The sequence below is a fragment of the Hymenobacter rigui genome (genome assembly GCF_003944715.1).
GTDB classification, from domain to species: domain Bacteria; phylum Bacteroidota; class Bacteroidia; order Cytophagales; family Hymenobacteraceae; genus Hymenobacter; species Hymenobacter rigui.
Genome location: NZ_RWIT01000002.1, coordinates 514,633 through 534,083, shown reverse-complemented (window position 1 = coordinate 534,083; position 19,451 = coordinate 514,633). Strand labels below are relative to the sequence as shown.

At 61.6% G+C, this 19,451-nt stretch carries 20 protein-coding genes; 11 read left to right on the top strand and 9 right to left on the bottom strand.

Going from position 1 to position 19,451, the window contains the following annotated elements; all coding sequences use genetic code 11:
* Positions 1-123 precede the first annotated feature (123 nt).
* Together EI291_RS06485 and EI291_RS06480 are read left to right on the top strand one after the other, a co-directional pair.
* A complete protein-coding gene (locus EI291_RS06485) occupies positions 124-471 on the top strand; it encodes a thioredoxin family protein (RefSeq protein WP_125418991.1) in 348 nt (115 codons plus the stop codon).
* Between the two features lie 75 nt (positions 472-546).
* The gene (locus tag EI291_RS06480; RefSeq protein WP_125418990.1) at positions 547-1,335 is read left to right on the top strand and encodes a YdcF family protein; all 789 of its coding nucleotides are present in this window, start codon (positions 547-549) and stop codon (positions 1,333-1,335) included.
* Positions 1,336-1,487: 152 nt separating this feature from the next.
* Here the strand turns inward: EI291_RS06480 and EI291_RS06475 are convergent, their stop codons facing one another.
* The gene (locus EI291_RS06475) at positions 1,488-2,258 is read right to left on the bottom strand and encodes an oxygenase MpaB family protein (protein WP_125418989.1); all 771 of its coding nucleotides are present in this window, start codon (positions 2,256-2,258) and stop codon (positions 1,488-1,490) included.
* Between the two features lie 412 nt (positions 2,259-2,670).
* Complete coding sequence (locus EI291_RS06470; RefSeq protein WP_205701566.1) at positions 2,671-4,068, bottom strand: NAD-dependent succinate-semialdehyde dehydrogenase; 1,398 nt, start codon at positions 4,066-4,068, stop codon at positions 2,671-2,673.
* A gap of 239 nt (positions 4,069-4,307) precedes the next feature.
* Here EI291_RS06470 and EI291_RS06465 point away from each other — a divergent pair, with 239 nt between their 5' ends.
* The 6 genes from EI291_RS06465 (at position 4,308) to EI291_RS06440 (ending at position 8,797) form a co-directional block, all read left to right on the top strand.
* Positions 4,308-4,865 (top strand): RNA polymerase sigma factor, encoded by a 558-nt coding sequence (locus EI291_RS06465; protein WP_240635390.1) that lies wholly within the window; start codon positions 4,308-4,310, stop codon positions 4,863-4,865.
* 2 nt (positions 4,866-4,867) lie between these two features.
* On the top strand, positions 4,868-5,776 hold the full coding sequence (locus EI291_RS06460) for an anti-sigma factor (RefSeq protein ID WP_125418987.1): 909 nt from the start codon (positions 4,868-4,870) through the stop codon (positions 5,774-5,776).
* Between the two features lie 120 nt (positions 5,777-5,896).
* Positions 5,897-6,439, top strand: a complete 543-nt coding sequence (locus EI291_RS06455) for a heme NO-binding domain-containing protein (RefSeq protein WP_170172537.1) — start codon at positions 5,897-5,899, stop codon at positions 6,437-6,439.
* Positions 6,440-6,516: 77 nt separating this feature from the next.
* Positions 6,517-7,110 (top strand): rhodanese-like domain-containing protein, encoded by a 594-nt coding sequence (locus EI291_RS06450; protein WP_125418985.1) that lies wholly within the window; start codon positions 6,517-6,519, stop codon positions 7,108-7,110.
* 90 nt (positions 7,111-7,200) lie between these two features.
* The gene (locus EI291_RS06445; protein WP_125418984.1) at positions 7,201-7,827 is read left to right on the top strand and encodes a TIGR04282 family arsenosugar biosynthesis glycosyltransferase; all 627 of its coding nucleotides are present in this window, start codon (positions 7,201-7,203) and stop codon (positions 7,825-7,827) included.
* 28 nt (positions 7,828-7,855) lie between these two features.
* Positions 7,856-8,797 (top strand): hypothetical protein, encoded by a 942-nt coding sequence (locus EI291_RS06440; RefSeq protein WP_125418983.1) that lies wholly within the window; start codon positions 7,856-7,858, stop codon positions 8,795-8,797.
* Here the strand turns inward: EI291_RS06440 and EI291_RS06435 are convergent.
* The 3 genes from EI291_RS06435 to EI291_RS06425 form a co-directional block, all read right to left on the bottom strand.
* The gene (locus EI291_RS06435) at positions 8,763-10,157 is read right to left on the bottom strand and encodes a hypothetical protein (protein ID WP_125418982.1); all 1,395 of its coding nucleotides are present in this window, start codon (positions 10,155-10,157) and stop codon (positions 8,763-8,765) included. The two genes, EI291_RS06440 and EI291_RS06435, sit on opposite strands and share 35 nt — an antisense overlap.
* Positions 10,150-11,637, bottom strand: coding sequence for a glycosyltransferase (locus EI291_RS06430; protein WP_125418981.1), 1,488 nt, complete (start codon positions 11,635-11,637; stop codon positions 10,150-10,152). The genes EI291_RS06435 and EI291_RS06430 overlap by 8 nt, the downstream gene beginning before the upstream one ends.
* Positions 11,638-11,712: 75 nt before the next feature.
* A complete protein-coding gene (locus EI291_RS06425; protein ID WP_125418980.1) occupies positions 11,713-12,426 on the bottom strand; it encodes a glycosyltransferase family 2 protein in 714 nt (237 codons plus the stop codon).
* 294 nt (positions 12,427-12,720) lie between these two features.
* Here EI291_RS06425 and EI291_RS06420 point away from each other — a divergent pair, with 294 nt between their 5' ends.
* The 3 genes from EI291_RS06420 to EI291_RS06410 all read left to right on the top strand — a co-directional run bounded on the left by EI291_RS06420 (position 12,721) and on the right by EI291_RS06410 (position 15,101).
* On the top strand, positions 12,721-13,440 hold the full coding sequence (locus EI291_RS06420; protein WP_125418979.1) for a GAF domain-containing protein: 720 nt from the start codon (positions 12,721-12,723) through the stop codon (positions 13,438-13,440).
* A gap of 27 nt (positions 13,441-13,467) precedes the next feature.
* The gene (locus EI291_RS06415; protein ID WP_125418978.1) at positions 13,468-14,037 is read left to right on the top strand and encodes a hypothetical protein; all 570 of its coding nucleotides are present in this window, start codon (positions 13,468-13,470) and stop codon (positions 14,035-14,037) included.
* Positions 14,038-14,105: 68 nt separating this feature from the next.
* Positions 14,106-15,101: an alpha/beta fold hydrolase gene (locus tag EI291_RS06410; RefSeq protein WP_125418977.1), complete on the top strand. Its 996-nt coding sequence runs from the start codon at positions 14,106-14,108 to the stop codon at positions 15,099-15,101.
* Positions 15,102-15,105: 4 nt separating this feature from the next.
* On the opposite strand, the gene EI291_RS06405 is transcribed toward EI291_RS06410, so the two are convergent.
* The 4 genes from EI291_RS06405 to EI291_RS06390 all read right to left on the bottom strand — a co-directional run bounded on the left by EI291_RS06405 (position 15,106) and on the right by EI291_RS06390 (position 19,427).
* Positions 15,106-16,146 carry a formylglycine-generating enzyme family protein gene (locus EI291_RS06405; RefSeq protein WP_125418976.1) on the bottom strand — a complete coding sequence of 347 codons (1,041 nt, stop codon included), beginning with the start codon at positions 16,144-16,146 and terminating at the stop codon, positions 15,106-15,108.
* A 28-nt stretch (positions 16,147-16,174) separates the two neighbouring features.
* Positions 16,175-17,590: a 4Fe-4S binding protein gene (locus EI291_RS06400; RefSeq protein WP_240635388.1), complete on the bottom strand. Its 1,416-nt coding sequence runs from the start codon at positions 17,588-17,590 to the stop codon at positions 16,175-16,177.
* A 239-nt stretch (positions 17,591-17,829) separates the two neighbouring features.
* On the bottom strand, positions 17,830-18,054 hold the full coding sequence (locus tag EI291_RS06395) for a hypothetical protein (RefSeq protein WP_125418975.1): 225 nt from the start codon (positions 18,052-18,054) through the stop codon (positions 17,830-17,832).
* 47 nt (positions 18,055-18,101) lie between these two features.
* Positions 18,102-19,427 carry an NAD(P)/FAD-dependent oxidoreductase gene (locus tag EI291_RS06390; RefSeq protein ID WP_125418974.1) on the bottom strand — a complete coding sequence of 442 codons (1,326 nt, stop codon included), beginning with the start codon at positions 19,425-19,427 and terminating at the stop codon, positions 18,102-18,104.
* Between the last annotated feature and the right edge of the window lie 24 nt (positions 19,428-19,451).

Below are 19,451 nucleotides of genomic sequence, written 5' to 3'. Positions count from 1 at the left end.
CCCGTTTTAGGACGAAAAAAACCGCTCTGGGAAGGAATTTTCCGGAGCCGGTTTTTTGTCTGCTGAGGAAATTTGGTCTGTCCGGATTAGTGGCAGTTCAATCTCAGTCAACCAGCTTGCCGCATGAAAGTAATTGATACCAACGACCAGGGCCTGCGCACCCTTATTCACGACTACCCCCGGGTAATTGCTAAGTTCACCTCGGCCAACTGCCCGGTGTGCGACCTGCTGGCCCCACCTTTCGAGAGTTTCTCGCAGGATGCACGGTTTGGCAGTACTGCTTTCCTGCGGCTGGATGCCAGTGAAAACCCGGTGGCCCGCAAAATGATGGATACCAAAGTGGCTCCGTTCTTTGTGTCGTATTGCCGGGGCGTGCTCATGGAGTGCGACACGCTGCGGGCCGAAGAGGAAGTGCTGGAAATGCTGCAGAACCTGCAGCGCTGCACCGATGTAGCCCCGCAGCCGGCCTAATACCGTCTGCCGGCAATTGGCAAAACATCTTGGCCGCGAAGCACTGGCAGCATTTCCTGCCGTAGCTTCGCGGCCATGTTTTTTATCCTGTCCAAGCTTCTTGATTTTGTGTTGTCGCCGGCCGTGTGGCTGGTGGGGTTGGTGCTGCTGGCGGCTTTAGTGCGCCACGCCCGCTGGCAGAAGCGGCTGCGCTGGGCAGCTGCCATCGGCCTGCTCGTCTTCACCAATCCGGCCCTCGTGAATGAGGCTTTGCTGGCCTGGGAAAAGCCCCCGGTAACGCTACGTCAGCTGGGTCGCCACGACGCGGGCATCCTGCTCACCGGCATCACCGAGGGCCAGAAGTCGCCCCACGACCGGGTGTACGTGGGGCCGGGAGCCGACCGACTGCTGCATACGCTGTGGCTGTACCGGGCGGGGCGCATCAAACGCATCATCATCACGGGTGGCTCCGGAGCATTGGTGCAGCCCAAGGTAAGCAAGGATGAAATGCCCCGCACCGAGGCCCAGGAGCTGCAGGTGCTGCTGCGCCTGGCTGGCGTGCCCAGGCAGGATATTCTGCTGGAAACCCGCAGCCGCAACACCCGCGAAAATGCGCTGTTTACCAAAGAGCTGCTGGCTCAACACCCCGAAATCAAGTCCACGGTGCTCATCACCTCGGCATTTCATCAGCGCCGGGCCCTGGGCTGCTTCGCCAAAGTTGGCCTGCACCCCGCGCCCTTCCCGGCGGGCTTCTACTCTTCCGACCGAAAACCCACGTTATCCTATTGGCTGCTCCCCGGCGACCAGCCGCTGGCCTTGTGGAGCATCCTGCTCCACGAAATGGCCGGCTATGCCGTGTACCGGGTGCTGGGCTACGCCAGTTGAGTCATGTGGGCTAGCTAGAGTTAGAGCTAGTTCCCCTCCTTAGAAAGGAGGGGCTAGGGGTGGTTGATTCGTTGAACGACGACTAGAGCTAGTTCTAAAACCATTCTGACGCAAGGTCAACCACCCCTAACCCCCCTTTCTAAGGAGGGGAACTAGTTTCTAGCTGCAGCTACATCCAAAGAGGCAATCTGGGCACGATACTCTAGTGGCAGCAGGCTGGTCTTGGCCCATTGGCTGAGGCGCAGGTGGCGGGTAGCGCGGTAGAGTGGTACCACAGGCCCAAGCCAGGAGCGGCGGCCGAAGCCCAGCAACCGGCTCACTACTGCAGGCACCACCAGCCGCTGCCCCTGTAGCAGCAGCTGATACCGTACCGGGCCCAGGTGGCGGCGGTACTGGCGGTACAAATCGGAGGTGCAGGCGCTGTGCTCCAGGTCCTGCTCCAGGTGCCGTTGCCGATCCGGGAGCCAGGCGGCGTAGGTAGCAGGGATGTCCGGAACGCCCATGCGGCGACCCACCCGCCCAAACACATCGAATACCTCAGCCCGCTCAGCCTCCGTAAGGGGCCGTTCCAGCAGCTCAAAGGCCCGTATGGAATAGTCCATGAGCATGTACAGCACGTCCCGGTAGGCCCAGGCCGGAATCGGCTGGCCGCGTTGGGCTTCCACCTCGCTGTGGATGGCGGCAATGGTATCAATGGCCTGCTCAGCCCCGGCGCGGTCGGCAAACACAATGCGGCGCGCATACTCTACCGTCGAAAACAACCGGCCCAGCGGGTCGGCGGGCAGGCGGCCGGTGAAGTACAGCCAATCCACGGCCTTATTCACGGCAAACTCGGCCGCGGCCCCGGCAAAAATGAACAGCACGGTATCGGCCTTGCCCCAAATGGTACGCACTACCGAATCCTCCGTTACGAAATACTCCATGTATGGCCAGTATTATCAACTCTGAGCCCAGCAGAAAGCTGAATGCATGTAATATTGATGCAAATTACTTTGAAATACAAAGTAAATAAAATTACTACCGATTCGCATCTGAAGTTTTCAAACTAACAGTTCATTGAGGCTGGTCAGGAAGTCATAAAATCAATAGAACGTCCTGCAGAGCGCAACATCTTACGGGCTGTCGTATGAATAGCCACGAGATGCTGCGCTCTGCAGGACGTTCCACTACTTCCTGAACAGTTTCATTAACTGGCACCAGCCCGGCGCAACGTCTCAACTGCCTCGGTTCGTAACATGACACCATCAGCATGCGGGACACTTCGGGCTGCACTCGGGATAACGTAAACACGCCCTTAACCCCGGAAGCCAGGCCAGCTGGATAACGAGGTGGACGTTACTCGACCTTTTTCGCGTGGGTTTCTTCGTTTTTCGCCACCCAGATGGATTTCTGGTTTACAAACTCCCGGATGCCCAAGTGGGATAACTCCCGCCCATAGCCCGACTTCTTAACCCCTCCGAACGGCATTTCCGGCGACGACTTCACCATACTATTCACGAAAACGGCCCCGGCCTCTACGCGCCGGGCCAATTCCTGGCCCCGGGCCGCGTCGCGCGTCCAGACGGAGCCGCCCAGGCCAAAGCGGGAGTCGTTGGCGAGGCGGATGGCATCGTCAGCATCTTTAGCTTCCAGAATGATGGCTACCGGACCAAAAAACTCCTCCGAGTACGCCCGTTGCCCGGGTCGCACGTGGCTCAGAATCATGGGCCGGAACAGGGCCGTGCCGGATTTGCTTTGGCCGCCGTACAGCTCCACTTTGGCACCCTGCTTCACGGAATCTTCCACTTGCTGGGTCAACTCGTCGGCTAGGTCGGCGCGGGCCAGGGGGCCGTACTGGGTAGCTGCATCCAGCGGGTCGCCGGGCCGGAACGCCAGCAGGTGGGTTTTCATCTTCGAAATAAACTCCTTCACCACCGGCTTTTCCACGATGAAGCGCTTGGCGGCAATGCAGCTCTGGCCGGCGTTGATCATGCGGGCTTGGGCAGCGGTTTTGGCAGCCAGCTCCAGGTCGGCATCGGCCAGCACAATAAAGGCATCGGAGCCGCCCAGCTCCAGCACGGTTTTCTTGATCTGGCGGCCGGCGGCGGCGGCCACGGCGGCCCCGGCCGGCTCCGAGCCGGTCAGCGTCACGGCCCGGACCCGGTCGTCTTCAATCAGTTGCTCCACCACCTCGGAGCCTACCAACAAGGTGCGGAACGTGGCGGGCGGGAAACCGGCGTCGTGAAATATTTTTTCCAGCGCCAAAGCACACTGCGGCACATTGGAAGCGTGTTTGAGCAGGCCCACGTTGCCGGCCATCAGGGCCGGAGCCGCAAACCGTACCACCTGCCAGAACGGAAAATTCCAGGGCATAATGGCCAGCACAATTCCAATGGGCTCATAGGCAATAAAGCTGCGCTGGGCCTCAGTTTTAATTTCCTCATCGGCCAGAAACTGCTCGGCGTGCTCGGCGTAGTAGTCGCAGCACAGCGCGCACTTCACGGCTTCGGCCCGGCCATCGGTAACGGGCTTGCCCATTTCCACGGCCATCAAATGGGCCAGTTCCTCCTGCCGCTCGCGCAGCAGCTCGGCGGCGCGGTGCATCAGCCGGGCCCGGTGCGCGAAGGTGGTGGTGCGCCACTCGCCAAACGCACGGTGGGCCTGGGTTACAATCTGCTCTACTTTAGCCTGGCCGAAGGGGCGGAAGCGCCGCTCCACGCGGCCGGTGTAGGGGTTGAGGGATTCTATAGGCATAGGAAAGGCAAGTGATTGGACCAGTACCGGCCCCGATTCAGAAAGAAAGCAAACAACCCGGGCGGCAGATAGGTTAGCTTGCCGAAACATCCGTTCTAGCTCCGTCGTAGCTACCGGGTTCGGCGTGCCAACCATATTTTACAATATGCAGGCCGCCGAAATCTAGGTTTATCGTGTACTTTCGTTTCATCCGTGGGGTTTGGCCCGTTACGCCGCCCTGCTTCCCTTAGTTGCTGCCCGTGTCTGCCACCACTCCTGAGTCAGCTGCCCTCGAAACTGAAGTTCTGCTCGTGCAACGCCTGCGCGACCGGGACGAAGGGGCCATGACCATCTTCTACGACAAATACTCCGCGGCTCTTTATGGCGTTATCCTGCGCATCGTGAAGAAGGAAGAAACCGCCGAGGATGTTTTACAGGAAGCTATGGTCAAAATCTGGCATTCCTTCCCATCCTATGATGCCGAGAAAGGCCGTTTGTTTACCTGGGTGATGAACGTGTGCCGAAATTTAGCCATCGACAAAATCCGCTCCCGACAGTACCGCGTAGGTAGCCGTACGCAGCCCATCGAAGAAAGTGCAGCGCTGCGTCAGGCCGCCGAGCCTTCGTTCCGGCCTGAGCACATTGGCTTGCAGGAAATGACGAACCAGCTGAATCCGGAGCAGCGGCAAATCGTGGACCTGCTTTATTTCGGCGGATTTACGCAAAGCGAAGTGGCAGAAGAACTGAACCTACCTCTCGGGACGGTGAAAACCCGGGCCCGGGCAGCTATTAAAGTACTCTCTAAACTGATCCGGTAATCGTGAACATCCAAGAGTACATCGAATCTGGTATCCTTGAAGAGTACGCCTTGGGCGTACTCAGTGAGGCCGAGCGCGCCGAAGTAGAGCGCGTCGTGCGGGAGCATCCGGAAGTAAGCCGGGAGCTACAACAAATACTGAACGGGCTGGATGCCTACGCCGAAGCCCACGCCGTTACGCCCCCTGAAGGCATGCGGGAGCGGGTGCTGCAAGGCTGGCAACAAGCTATCCGGAATACGGCCGGGCAGGAAATACTGATTCAAACGGCTGATGCCCCGGTGGCAACCCCTCTGATGACGGCTTCCGTGACGCCAATGCAGCCGGTACCGGCTGCTCCTGAGCAGCAGGGGGCCGTGGTACGCCAGATGCCCGCAGCCCAGGAAGCTCCCAGTCGCCTGAAATGGCTGATTGCCGCCTCCGTAGCCTTGTTGCTGCTGAGTGGTTTAGGCAATTATCTGCTCTACAGCCGGCTACAGGAAACTGAAGCCAACTTAGAAGTGGCCCAAACGGCGCAGTCGCGCTATGCGGCTACCCAGCAGGCAGCTCTTAACGAGCGGGACCAGCAACTGGCCGTACTCCGCAACGCCGATTTCCGCGCGGTAGAGCTGAAAGGCACGCCCAAATCACCGGAGGCCTTGGCACGGGTGTACTACAACCCCAAAACCAAAGCCGTGTACGTGGATGTGCGCAATCTGCCCGCTCCGCCCAGCGGCAAGCAGTACCAGCTGTGGGCCCTCGATAATGGTAAGCCCGTGGATGCCGGCATGCTGGCCACCACAACGGCAGCCGGCGACAGTATCCAGCAGATGAAGGATATTGACAGTGCCCAGGCATTTGCCATGACGGTGGAAGATGCCGGGGGCGTAGCCTCACCCACTATGAGCACGCTGACGGTAATCGGCAACCTCTAGGGGCGAAGTAAGGTTAAGGTGGGGAGCAGGTTGCGCAAGCAGTCTGCTCCCTGCTGTATCTGTCTGGTTCATTCAGGCAAAACAGCCTATCTTCCGGTCCTACTCTTCAGCTTCTGTTCCGTGCACGGCACCATCTTCACCCTACTCAAACGTTACGTTCAAACCCAGTACGACCACAGTACCTGGATCCGGCTGCTGGAGGTTTCCGGCCTGACGGCTGCCGATTTCGACCACAAGCACGTGTACCCCGATGAGCACATGTATCGACTGATAGGGGAGGCGGCCACCATGACTGGGTTGTCGGCGGATGAGCTGCACGAGAAGTTCGGCGAATACCTGGTGCCCGACCTGATGTACATGTACCAGCGCCTGCTACAGCCCGGATGGGATACGCTGGATATGCTGGAACACACGGAGGGCACCATGCACCGCCAGGTTCGGCAGGAGCACGCCGATAATGCCCCGCCGGTACTGCAGGTCACCCGCGTGTCGCCGAACGAGTTGTTCATTGACTATGTTTCGAAGCGGCGGATGGGCGCCCTGGCCGTGGGCATTGTGCGCGGAGTGGCAAAATACTACGATGAGGCCGACCAGATTACCGTGGAGCCGACCACATCGGAAAATGGGGAGCAGGTCCGCATCCGGGTGCTGCGTGGAAAGTAGTGGAGAGCGGGCGCCTCAATGGATGAATCGGTTGGTATGGGTGTAAGGGAGAAAGGGTGCAAGTTTCGCCGCTGTAAATGACATACTCCATGGTGGTCACCACTGTTTCCCGCTTCGGCTCCCGCATAGCCCACAGAGGCAGCCACGTACTACTGACGTTGCTGCTGGCGGCCTGTGCTGCCTGTGGTCAGCAGAAGGCCGGCACCTCACCCGCAACTGCTGATATGACGGCCTACGACCATATGCTGAAACTGCTGTACAGGCAGACAGTACCTGTTATGCAGCCGGCGGGGCTGGCGGCCCTGCTGCGTCAGCCCACACCAAATGTGCTGCTGCTGGATACGCGCACGGCCGCCGAGTACCGCGTCAGCCATCTGCGCGGTGCCCGGTTCGTGGATTTCGACCATTTCCGGCAAACCGACCTGAGCACCGTCCCGAAGACCCGGCCGGTGGTGGTCTACTGCACCGTAGGAGCCCGGAGTGAGCAGGTAGGAATGTGGCTCCGGGAGCAGGGCTTTCAGCAGGTGCACAACCTGTACGGAGGTATTTTTCAGTGGGTAAACGACGGCTACGACGTGGTAAACGCGCAGGGCACTACTACCACCAACGTGCATCCATACTCGGTGCTCTGGCGGCCCTGGCTGAAAAAAGGCACCCCAGTATATGAATGAGTTGTCAGTTGCTGGTTGTCAGTTGTCAGGTCTGTAGCTGCAATGACAACTAACAACCAGCAACTGAAAACCAGCAACTAACAACCAATCATGCCCCATCTGCTTATTTTCGCCCGTCATCCGGAACTGGGCCGCGTGAAAACCCGGCTGGCCGCCACTGTTGGCGCGGAAGGCGCGCTGGCTGTTTACAAGGAACTGCTGGCGCACACCCGCGCCGTGGTAGCTCCATTGCCGGTGCACAAAACGGTGTGGCTGGCGGAGGCCCCTACTTCTCCAAGGCAGGCCGCCGAGTGGCCCGGCTACGAGCCGCTCCTGCAGCCAGCCGGTGACTTGGGTCGGAAAATGCAGGTGGCTTTCGAACATGCGTTTGCCCAGCACGCGGGGCAGGTGCTTATCATCGGTACTGATTGTCCGGGGCTGACTACTGCCCATTTAACGGAGGCCTTTGAGGCCCTGCACACTCACGATGTGGTGCTGGGGCCGGCCGCCGATGGAGGGTATTACCTGCTGGGCATGCGGCAGCTGTATCCGCAGCTGTTTCAGGGCAAGAACTGGAGCACGGCTACCGTACGCGCCGAAACCCTGGCCGATATCCGGAACCTGAACCTGCGGCTGCACCAGCTACCGGAACTGCAGGATATTGACACCAGTGCCGACCTGAACGCCTGGCAAATCAGCAGCGGCCGAACATTAGTGCCGGGTTTACGCGTAGTATAGCGCATTCCTGAGCTTCTGTTCCCTTTGTATGCGTTGTATAACCCTGGTTGCCGCAGGAGCGTGGCTATCCGCCAGCCTGATTGCCTGCTCCTCTGATGCCGATAAAAAGGCTGTGCCAACGGCGGCCCCGGAGTTTCTGGACAACCCGCTCACGCGCCGTGGCGGCCCGTTTCGGATGCAGTGGGCCATGAATCCGCTGTGGGAAGATGGCAAAGCCGAAGTAGCTACGTACGACGCCGAACGGGTTATCTACGGGGAGCCGCGCCGGTTTCAGTACACCCTCATTACAGTGAAGGAAGAGTTCAACTATCAGTACAACGTCAAGACGGATAACTATCAGCGTAAGGACGTGTTTCCGGTGATGAAGGTGAACCAGTTCTGCAGCATTGCCACCAACAACTACCCGTATCATTTCCTGACGTCCCTGTTTTTCCGGCGCGACCAGCCCGTGCAGCTGCACAAGCTCACCACGTCGTCGCAGGAATGGTGCGGGAACACCTTCAAGGCCATTACCGACGACGGGCTACAGTACCAGCAGCAGTACAACTCGTACTGGGACGGGCAAGGAGCCGGCCAACGGGCTTTGCGCCATGATGTGCTGTTTGAGGATGCGCTTTCGTATACGCTGCGCAGCCTGCGCTTCGAGGAGCAGCCCGCGTTTGAAGCCCCGGTGTATGAGCTGCAGCAAACCAGCAAAGCGCCCGTGCCAGCCCTGTACAAAGCCCAGGTAAAGGTAGAAGATGCCCTGACCGCCGATACCAAAGAGCCCGCCTGGCGCGTACGCGTGGCCCTGACCGACCAGAAGCAGAACGTTTACTGGTTTGCCAAAGCATATCCCAACCTGCTGCTGCGCCAGACAAGCTGGGACGGTCGCAACCTATGGCTGAAAGACGTGAAGCGTTACGCCTACTGGCCCCAGACTACTCCCGCCGCCGCTACCGCCCCGGCTGATTCCGCCACGGCAAAATAGCGAAGCTGCCCAGTCGCCGCTGTCGGGCATCGTAGAGGAGTACCGTCAGCACCACAGCGTATTCCACCGCCACAAGCCAGAGGTTTTCGGAGTACGCGGCCGTGCGGTAAGCCGCGTACGACAGCACCGCCAGCCCCGACCACACCAGCGCGTAGCGGGCCTGGGTAAACACGCTCAGCAGTACCAGCGGCGTCAGGTACCAAGGGTGTACGGTGGTGGCCAGCAGGAAGTACAGCGTCAGGAGCAGGAGCAGCGTGCGGGGCAGGGTGGCCCAGGTGGAGCGCCGTTCGGTGGCCGCCAGCCCCAGCCCACCCAGCGCCACGGTAAGCGCCAAAGTCGGGCCGATGCGGGCAATGGCATTGTAGCCGTAGTACCACTGGCCCGCCGCCCGCAGCAGGTAGTAGAAGCTGGCGTTGAACTCGAAGTTGCGGAAATACAGATTCAGGCTTCGGCTGATGTTCTGCAGCAATTCCGGGCTCAGAAACGGCACAAACAGCGCCACCAGCATTCCCGCGAGGCCCGCCCCAAACCAGCTCAGCTGCCGGATGCTCAGCCGCCGTACCAGCAGCGGCAGTACCAGCAGCGGCAGCAGCTTGGTGGCTACGGCCAGCGCCAGGGCCATACCGCCGGCCGCCGCCTGGCCGCGGGCCAGCAGCCATAGCATCAGGAGCAGAAAGCTGATAACCAGCGCCTCAAAATGCAGATTGCCAGTCAGCTCCACGATAACCAGCGGGTTGAGTAGATACCACAGCGCCCGTTGGGGCGGCTGGCTAAAGTGGCGCAGCAGTGCCACCAGCAGTGCCGCCGAAGCCATTTCCGCCACCAGCACGCACACCCGTAGCAGCAGCACGAATCCGGTTTCGGAAGCAGGGGACACCCAGGCTGCCGTTCCGAACAGAACCTGGCAAACCGGCGGATACACGGAGTAGTAGTGCGGCGAGTTCAGCCGGGGGTACAGGCTTTGCAGTTCAGCTGCGAGCTGCGTGTGCTTCGGCCGGCCAGCGGGCTGGGGAGCAGCCGGCAACGCCACCAACTCATCGGGCCGGTATTGGTAGGGGTTGACACCGTGGGAGAGGAGCAGGCCGTCCCACCGGAAGCGGTGGTAATCATCGGACAGGGCCGGCAGAGCCGGTAGCCAGAGCAGCCGCAGCACCAGGGCCGTTGCTAAGCCGGTGCGCAAGGCAAGGCCGGTTTTCAGCAACCAGGCGTACAAGCCAAACACCACCAGCAACAGCCCCAGCAGCTGCGGAAATGCGGCCCGCTGCGTAGCATAGGCCAAGAAGCCATACGCACCGGCGCTCAGCAGCAGGGCCGCCCAGTGCAGAGCGCGCGGCGTTTCCTGCGGCCCGTGGCTACGCATGCCGAACGGAGTAGTAGAACACCAGCCCATAGCCGGTGGCCAGCAGCAGATGCGTAGGCAGCATCCCGAACTCGCGCAGGTATATTCCGGCGGCAATGCCCACCCCAAAATATACCGTCAGCAAACCTTCCAGCCAGGTTAAGCCATTCAGTAGCCGGCCGGTGCGGTAGTGGCGGCCCTGCAAAGCTCCCTGGCGGTGCAGCAGGCCCAGCTTGGGCGTGCGGATAAAGGCGCTGCGCCGCCCCACCAGGCCCAGCAGCACGGCCCGGGCATTGTGCAGACTCAGCCCCATCGAAAAAGCCAGAAACAAGACCAATTGCCCCACGAAACCCGGTCCGGGCGAGGTCCGGTAGCGGGCCGCCTGCTGCCAGGCCGTGTGGAAGTAAAAGACAAGCGGGGCCAGCGCCAGCAGAAACAGGGAAGCCAGCCGGAAGGCAGGCCGCAGCTCCTCCGCGCCCAATGCCCGCACAAATACCAGCGGTACGCTCAGCACGGCCATCAGCAGAATTGCTACAAACACGGAGCTATTCAGCAAATGAAACGTAGCGTACAGCCGGGTGCTGAGGGGCTGCCTGGAACGCCACACGGCACCCAGGTGCTTACGGGCCGTTTCAGCAGCACCCTTGGTCCAGCGGAACTGCTGCGACTTGAGGGCATCCATGGTAGCGGGCAGCTCGGCGGGGGCGGCTACCTGCGGCAGGTAGCGGAACTGCCAGCCCCGCAACTGCGCCCGGTAGCTCAGGTCCAGATCCTCGGTGAGGGTATCGGCGCTCCAGCCGCCGGCGTCTTCAATGCAGGTGCGCCGCCAGATACCGCCCGTGCCATTGAAGTTCAGGAAATGCCCGCCGGCCTGCCGGCCCGGCTGCTCCACAAAGAAGTGCGCGTTCAGTCCGAAAGCCTGCAGCGTCGTCAGCAGCGAAAATTCTTCATTGAGGTGGCCCCAACGGGTTTGCACCACGCCGGTGCGCGGGCCGTCAGGTTCATCCAAGAAGAAGTGCGGCACTACCCGCTCCAGAAAATCCGGTTCGGGCAGAAAATCGGCATCGAAAATGGCAATCAGCTCCCCATCCGTCTGGGTGAGGCCGTGGGCCAGCGCTCCGGCCTTGTACCCCACGCGGTCAGGTCGGCGTACGTGGTCAATGCGCAGCCCCTGGGCCTGATACCGGGCTACCTGGGCCGCTACCAGCCCCACCGTGGCGTCGGTTGAGTCATCCAGAACTTGCAGATGCAGGCGGTGCGGAGGATAACGCAGGGCGGCGCAGGCCTCAATGAGGCGCTCCGCTACAAACTGCTCATTATAAAGGGGCAGCTGCACCGTTAGCCGGGGCCACTCAGCCGGGGTGGGTGGTTGCGGGGTGGGCGTAGTGGCATAAGCGCGGCGGGCCAGCCGCGTGAGCTGCCACTGCGTGAGACTAAACCCCGCCAGCAACAGCAGGCACAGCCCAAAAAGCCCTACCAGTACAACCTGCAGAACGAGCATTCAGATAAAAAGTGAAACGGCGTACTAGTTTGAAAAAACTACCACCGGCAGTAGCCGGTAGTATAGCGCAGGAGGTTATAGGTAGCGGAAAATCGTCCACAGAATTTTGTAGCCGGCTCCCAGCGTACCTTTCACCGTGCCCGAGACCTTGCTGACGCCAATGCGGCGACGGTAGCGCACAGGGACCTCTACGGAGCGCAGCCCCAGCTTGGCGGCCTTCAGCTGCATTTCCACCGTCCAGCCGTAGGTGGTATCCTGCATCCCGATACGTTGCAGCGCCTCCCGTCGGATTGCCCGAAATGGTCCCAGATCCGTGAACCGGGCCCCGTAGAGGCGGCGCAGCAGGGTGGTGGCCAGCCAGTTTCCAAAGATTTGCTGGGGCAGCATGGAGCCGGCTTCCCGTTCGCCCAGCGCCCGGGAGCCAATCACCAGGTCGGCCTCCTGGCGCAGTAATGGGGCTACCAATGCCGTCATATCTTCGGGATAATCGGAGTAGTCGCCATCCAGAAACACAATGATATCGGGCTGCTCGGCGGCCGGCCGGCCGTAGCAGCGCGCCATACCAGCCAGGCAGGCGTAGCCGTAGCCGGGGCGGGGCTCCCGTAGCACGGTGGCCCCGGCGGCGGCGGCTACCGCGCCGGTCTGGTCCCGGGAGTTATTATCCACCACAATCACTTCACGCACCAGTCCTTCCGGAATTTCGGCCAGTACCTTGGCAATGGATTGCTCCTCGTTGTAGGCGGGAATGATGACGTCGATAACGGACGGACGCGGGGGAGAAGCGGGCATGGAGGGAAGTTTAATCCGCAAAGATGCACACCTGAGCGGGCTTAATCGGTACGTGCCGGGTACAAACTCCTGAATCTGGCCGCCTCCCGCCTGCCCTGGCGGCGGGCTTGCACGGCCAACCGGACCACGGCCCGTTGATCAAGCGGGAGTTGTTGATCATCCTTTTCTGACGAAAAACGGTCGCGCGGCAACTGGTACGGTGGTAATACCCGAAAGCTGAACAGTAGTTGGTGCCGAGCCTGGCAATTGTGTAGTTTTGCATACGTCCTGTTCTACTGCTCTTTTCCCGGTCCTATGAATCGTTTGCCTGATGAGCTGGTGCCATCCAACGACGCCAGCCGCCTGCGGAGCCTGCACAATTACCAGGTGCTGAATACCACGCCCGAGCCCATCTTTGATGAGTATGTAGCGCTGGCAGCCCAATTGTTCAATCTGCCCATTTCTCTGCTGTCGCTGGTGGATGAGCAGGAGGTATTCTTCAAGGCCAACACCGGCCTGCCCGGCCTGGAGCGCGTGGCTCGCCCCGACAGCCTGTGTTCGGCTGCCATCCTGCAGAACGAGGTGCTGGCCTACGGTGACTTGGCGGCCGAAGGCTGCTCGCTGGTTAACCCGGTAGTGGCCAAATCGGCTGGGCTGCGGTTTTATGCCGGTGCCGCCCTCAAAATGCCCGATGGCCACAACATTGGCTCACTGTGCGTGATTGGGCGCGAGCCCCGCACTATCTCCAGCGAGGAGCAGGAACTGCTTATGCGCCTGGCGGAGCTTACCAGCATGACCATTGAGCTGCGCAGCTACTACCTGCGCCAGAACCGCCCAGCCGAATGGCAGCAAACCCAGCAGCAGCTCCAGACCCTGCTGAGCGACGAGGCGGCCATGGCCCGGTATCTGACTAGCCGCCTGGGTACGCTCTCCGTCCTGAACGGGGAGCACGCCCCCATACAGCAGCGGCTGCTGGCACTGCGCCACATACTCACCACCCTGCTGGCTGGCTGCATGGCCTCTCCGGCCAAGTAGGGTATTGTATTCTTCTATTTTCGTTTGATGCCCGGTTTATTTCAGGAAATCTTTGAGCGTGCCCGCCAGGAAAAGCGTCTGCTCGGTGTTCGCACCAGCCAGAGCGACCCGGGCCGGTTTTCGGTCGGCTACGTGCTGAGCTATTCAGATGAAGTGGTGGTGCTGCGCATCATCAACCGCGACGGAATGCCCACGGCCATTCAGTCGTTCAACATGCTGGAAGTATTCCAGGTGGATTTCGACGACCAGTACATCCGCCACGTGGAGTTCAAGGCCGATAACCTGGATAAAGTGTACGCCGGTCTGAAGTCGCCGCCGTTTCTGGAGCAGGAGTACGTGACGGTGCCGCTGCTGCTGGAGCGGGCCCACCAGACGGGCCAGCTCGTGAACGTGTACACCCACCTGGGCATGGACTACTATGGCTACATCCGCCGGCTCACGCCCGAGCAGGTGCTCATGGAATGCTTCACCGAGTACGGCGCCCCCGACGGGCTGGTGGTATTCCGGGTGGAAGACGTGCGTAACTTCATCTGGAGCAACGAGGATACCCGCGTGCTGGAGCTGCGCCTGAAGCCGCGCGGCCCGGCGGGCGCATAGCCCAAGCCGCAACCTAATATCGGGGCGGGCAGTTGAACAGCGTATCTGTTCGACTGCCCGCTTTTGCTATGTTTCGTTTTCTTGCCTGCGTGTGCAGCATGCTGCTGCTGACCACCGCCCCGGCCCCCGCCCAAACGCCCGCTGCCCTCAACGCCACCCTCGACGGGCTGGAGTACCCGTACCCGGTGCGGTATCTGCCGCTGACGCTGGAGGGCCAGACCGTGCGCATGGCCTACATGGACGTGCCCGCCAGCGGCCCTGGCAACGGCCGCACGGTGCTGCTGCTGCACGGCAAGAACTTCTTCGGGGCCTACTGGCGCGAAACCATCAGGGCGTTATCGGCCAAAGGGTTCCGGGTGGTAGTGCCCGATCAGGTGGGGTTCGGCAAGTCGGATAAGCCGGCGCTGCACTACTCGTTTCATCAGCTGGCCCGCAACACCCACCGCCTGCTTGATACGCTGGGCGTGCGGCAGGCCGTGGTGGTGGGCCACAGCATGGGCGGCATGCTGGCCACCCGTTTCGCGTTGCTCTACCCGCAGCAAACGGCCCAATTGGTGCTCGAAAACCCTATCGGGCTGGAAGATTACCGCGTGGGCGTACCGTTTCAGTCGGTGGACGAGGCGGCCGCCACTGAGCTGAAAAGCACCGAAGCCAGCATCCGGAAATATCACGCCACCTACTACCCCCACGGCTACTCCGCCGCCCACGACGAGTGGCTGCTGCCCCTGGCCGCCCAGACCCGCCACCCCGATTTCCCACAGGTGGCCCGCGCCAACGCCCTCACCTTCGACATGATCTACCAGCAGCCCGTCTGCTACGAGTTCAGCCGGCTGACGGTGCCCACGCTGCTCATCATCGGCCAGGACGACCGCACGGTGGTGGGCAAAGGGCTGATCAAGAACCCGGCCGTGCTGGCGCGCATGGGCCAGTACCCGGCCCTGGGCCAGCGCACCGCCGGACAGATAAAAGGAGCCAAACTGGTGCCGCTGAAAGGCATCGGCCACATCCCGCACCTCGAAGCGCCGGCCGCTTTTCAGGCCGCGCTGCTGGGTTTTCTGCAGTAACGGGCTATTTACGGTTCGGGTATGATACCTCGCACACGCACCGGAACCCGATGTGTGGGGCCGGGCCGCCGTAGGTGCCGCGCGCCTTTACGGTGCAGGCCTCCAGCGGGTCGAGGTAACTGCCGCCCTTGGTCACGCCCCGTTCCTGCACCATTTCGGCCGCGTTGCCGAGTAGTTGATACAGGCCGTGGTCGTTGGGTGGTCCTTGGTACACGTAACCCGGGGCCAGCAGCGTCAGGAAGTAGGGCTCCGGTTGCCGGTAGTTAATCCAGGAACGCAGGGGTTTTCGTTGGTTGTACTGCTTGATGTCGGCCTTGATTTGCGCCGCGTCGGTGGGGCTGCCGGACCGTTTTTTCAGGTAGGCGGCGGCGCTGGGGTTGACGACGACGGGTAGCTCGGTGCAGGTAGTGCCGTAGGGCAGTCCCCGCTCCACAAGTGCCGCCAACTCCCATTCCGCCTCCGTGGGCAGTCGAAACGTGAAGCGCATGTAATCTGTCGACAGGCTGTCAACCGGTTTTGCGTTACCCTGATTAAAGCTGGCGGTGACCACCTGACTGCGCCAGCGGCAGAAGGCTACCGCCTGCTCGTAGCTGATGCCCGTTATTGGAGAGTAACGGTAAAACGGATCAGAAAAATAATCGGGACTGGGTAAGCCTGAAGAGAGGGGTAAGAGAGGGGCCGCTGTTGCGCCAGCCTGCTCTTGGTGTAGCAGATACTGGAGCCATTCCCGGTTGGGAATTTCTGCCTCATCTATTCCCAACGTGTCGTTGACTCGTACGATGCCCAGCGCAAATACCTGCTTGGCTTCTTGTGCTGCTTTACGGGGAGGCTTTACCTGACCAAAAGAGCAGATAGCAGTCCGGAAGTTGAATTGCAGCACCCGGTCGTCAGGATAGCCCCGGTAGGTGTTAGCACCAGTACCCGGTATAACCCGTCGCCCTGTAGTTGTGCTGTATATACCGTCGAAGGTGCTGCTTGGGGTACGGATAGAACAGCCGGCCGCCAACAGTAGGACAGCAGAGAATAGAAGTGTAGGATAGGTCATGCCAGTAAAGAAAAGTAAGCCTTGCTGCTTACCCCAAAATCCGTAGCGAGTCGGCGGAAATGAGCTGGGACGATTGCATACGGCCTTCGCGCGGGCCGTTTTCGAGGTTGAGTACACCGCGGGGGCAGGCGGTGCTGCACAGGCCGCAGCCCACGCAGGAAGCCCGCACAATCGGCTCGCCGCGCTGGGCGTACTGCTTCACGTCGATACCCATTTCGCAGACGTTGGAACAGTTGCCACACGAGATGCACTGGCCCCCATTGGTGCTGATGCGGAAGCGGGAAAAGTGCTTCTGCAGCAACCCCAGATAGGCGGCCATGGGGCACCCGAAGCGGCACCACACCCGGCTACCCATCAGCGGGTAGAAGCCCACGCCAATCACGCCGGAGAAGATGGAGCCGATGAAAAAGCCGTATACTTTGCTCAGCCCATCCACTGGGCTCAGCCCGCCTACCAGGGGCAGGCCCGACTGCTGCGGCGTGGTAAACCAGCCCGGCAGCACGCCCGCCGACCCCAGCCACAGCAGCGCCGTAACCAGCACAATAAAGCCCAGGATGGGGTAAATCAGGCGGACTTCCCAGCGCCAGGCGGCGCGGCTTTTGTCGGAGAGGTGGCGGTACGGGTCGCCGGCGGTTTCGGCCAGACCGCCGCAGCCGCACACCCAGGAGCAGTACCACCGCTTCCCGAAGAAGTAGGTAAGCACCGGCGTGGCCACGAACGACATGACCGCGCCCCAGAACACCATAAACACGCCCAGGGCCGGGCCGCCATCCTTGAGCAGGTAGCTCACGGTGCCCGGAAACAGGTAGTCATACTTCAGGGGCCAGAAGTAGCTGAAGTAGTACTCGGGCCGCTGAAAGGCCAGCAGCAACCCCGGCAGCAGAAAGGCAAACCCCAGCTGAAAGAACATGACCGACGCCGTGCGGATGCGCTGGTAGGGCGAGTGGCGGTACTTCCACAAAGCCCGTCCGCCCATCAGCAGCACGGCCAGGGTGTAGAAGGTGCCGTAAAGAAACCACTGGTCGGCGGGGCGGCGGCGCAGGGCCTGGCTTACGGGGTCGAGGGCGTGGATGAGCTGGTTGAGCGGGCCGAAGTTGCCTTGGCCGTTGTCGTTGCTGAACCAATAGAGCACCACGTAAAAGCCGGTGAGCACCACGGCCGTGAGCCAGGCCAGGGCCCCGCGGCCGGTGCTGCCGCGCAGCCACAGGTTATTATGGTGTACCCCGGTCGGTCCGCGCCCGAACTTCCACCAGCTCCAGCCCAGGGTGCCCGCGCTCAGCAGCCCCAGGGCCGCGAAAAAGCACTGCTGGGCCCGGGCCGCATCCCCGTCGAAGGCCACGGGCAGTAGCAGCAGCAGCCCCAGGCCCACCACGGCCAGCAGCAGCTTTTCAGGCACCGAAACCGGCGAAACAGGAGCAGTCGTCATGGCGGTAGGGAAAATCAAAAGGCAAAGGGAAAAAGGAAAAGGGGGCGTTGAGGAGAGTGGGATAGAGACGCAATATTTTGCGCCTCCCGCATGCTGGCTCTCCGCGTACTGTTCTAACGAGGAGACGCAAAATATTGCGTCTCTACCTCGTTCTGCGGCGTGCTGATGTAATCGGGCGGTACCTCATCCGGAAGTCCATACGCTAGATTTCTCGCCGGCTCGGAATAACGTTCCGGTGACAACTGACAACCGGCAACTCAATGATGGTGGTGGTCGTCGGAGGGTTTGCCGAAGTAGTTGAGCAGGGTGCCGAAGATGTAGAGGGCCAGCCAGCACAAGTACAGGTAGTTGTAGCCCTCGGGCTGCGCGTTGCCCAGCAGGCGGATGATGAGCTGGGCCCCGCCGCTCATGATGGCCCCCACCACGGCAATAAACTGGAAGCTGTTGAGGGCGTTGGGGTGATATAGTTTGGAAAAATCCATCAGGGGAAGAAAAAGAGAAAACGAAAGGTAGGCCGCGCGGGCCGGGCTTACCGCCCAAACAAGCCTTTACGGCGGCGCAGTGCCACCGGATGCTGCGGAAACTGCCGGTTGAAGGCCGCCACAATGTCGGCCTCGTATTGGCGGAAGAATTCGGGGTCGAAGTTAGCGGCTCCCAGCTCGGCCAGCACCTGCGGGGCGGGCGTACCGGCCTGCAGCCAGGCGTGCCAGGCCTCGTGGCGGTGGCGCAGGCCCAGCACGTTCAGGCCCGTGACGGCCAGCGTATCGCGCCGGAAATTCAGGCGCAGCAGATGGCGGCCGTTGGGGTGCTGCCAGCAGAAGCTGTGCTCGGCGGGGTCGGGGCGGGCGGGCACGCGGCCGTATGTCTGGTACTCGAGGTCGAAAAACTTGGCCGAGTTGAACCACACGCCGCGCCGGTAGGGGCGGGGTTGCCCGCACAGGGTGTAAGCCACGGTTTCGCCCTGCTGCCGGCCGGTGTACCAGAGCTGCTCCACGGCCACCTCGCCGGGGGCTGGCTGGCGGTGCTGGGCACAGTCGCCGGCGGCGTACACGTGGGGGGCGCTGGTCTTCAGCTGCTCATCCACCAGAATGCCCCGCGCTACCTCAAGTCCGGCAGTCTGGGCCAGCTCAGTGTTGGGCTCCACGCCAATGGCCAGGCCTACCCACTGGGCCGGTAGCTCCTCACCGGTAGTGGTTTGCACGGCCCGCACCCGGCCCTGCGTATCGGGGAGCAGGGCGGCCAGCTCAGTGCCGTAGCGTACGGCAATGTGGTGGGCCGCCAGCTGCCGCTGCACCAGGGCCGCTTCCTCGGGCGGCAGCACCGAGCCCCAGTAGTGCGCGTCGCGGATGAGCATGGTGACACCCACGCCTTTGGCGGCCAGCATTTCGGCCAGCTCAATGCCAATCAGCCCGCCGCCCACCACCACGGCCTGCCCGATGCTATGCGTGTCGCGGGTCATCTGTTCCAGGTCGGGTAGCGTCACGAAGCCCTGCACGCCGGCCAGCTCCCGGCCCGGCCACTGGCCGGAGCGGCTGCGGGAGCCGGTGGCCAGCAGCAGCTTATCATAGGAAAGTGCGGCGCCGGTGCTCAGCGTGACGGTGCGAGCTTGCGCATCGAAGGTGGTAGCGGTGGCGTGCACCAGTTCCAGGCGGTTTTCGGCCCAGAACCAGTCGTCGTAGGGCTTGATATCCTGCGGGCGCAGATGGCCCAGGTACACGTACATCAGGGCCGGGCGCGAAATGTGGTGCGGGCTCTCGTCGGCTACCAGCGTGATGCGGGCCGCGGGCTGCAGCCGCCGGGCCGTAAGGGCGCACGTAACGCCGGTAATGCCATTGCCGATGATGACCAGGTGCATGCGGGGAAGGCGCGGAAAAGTGGT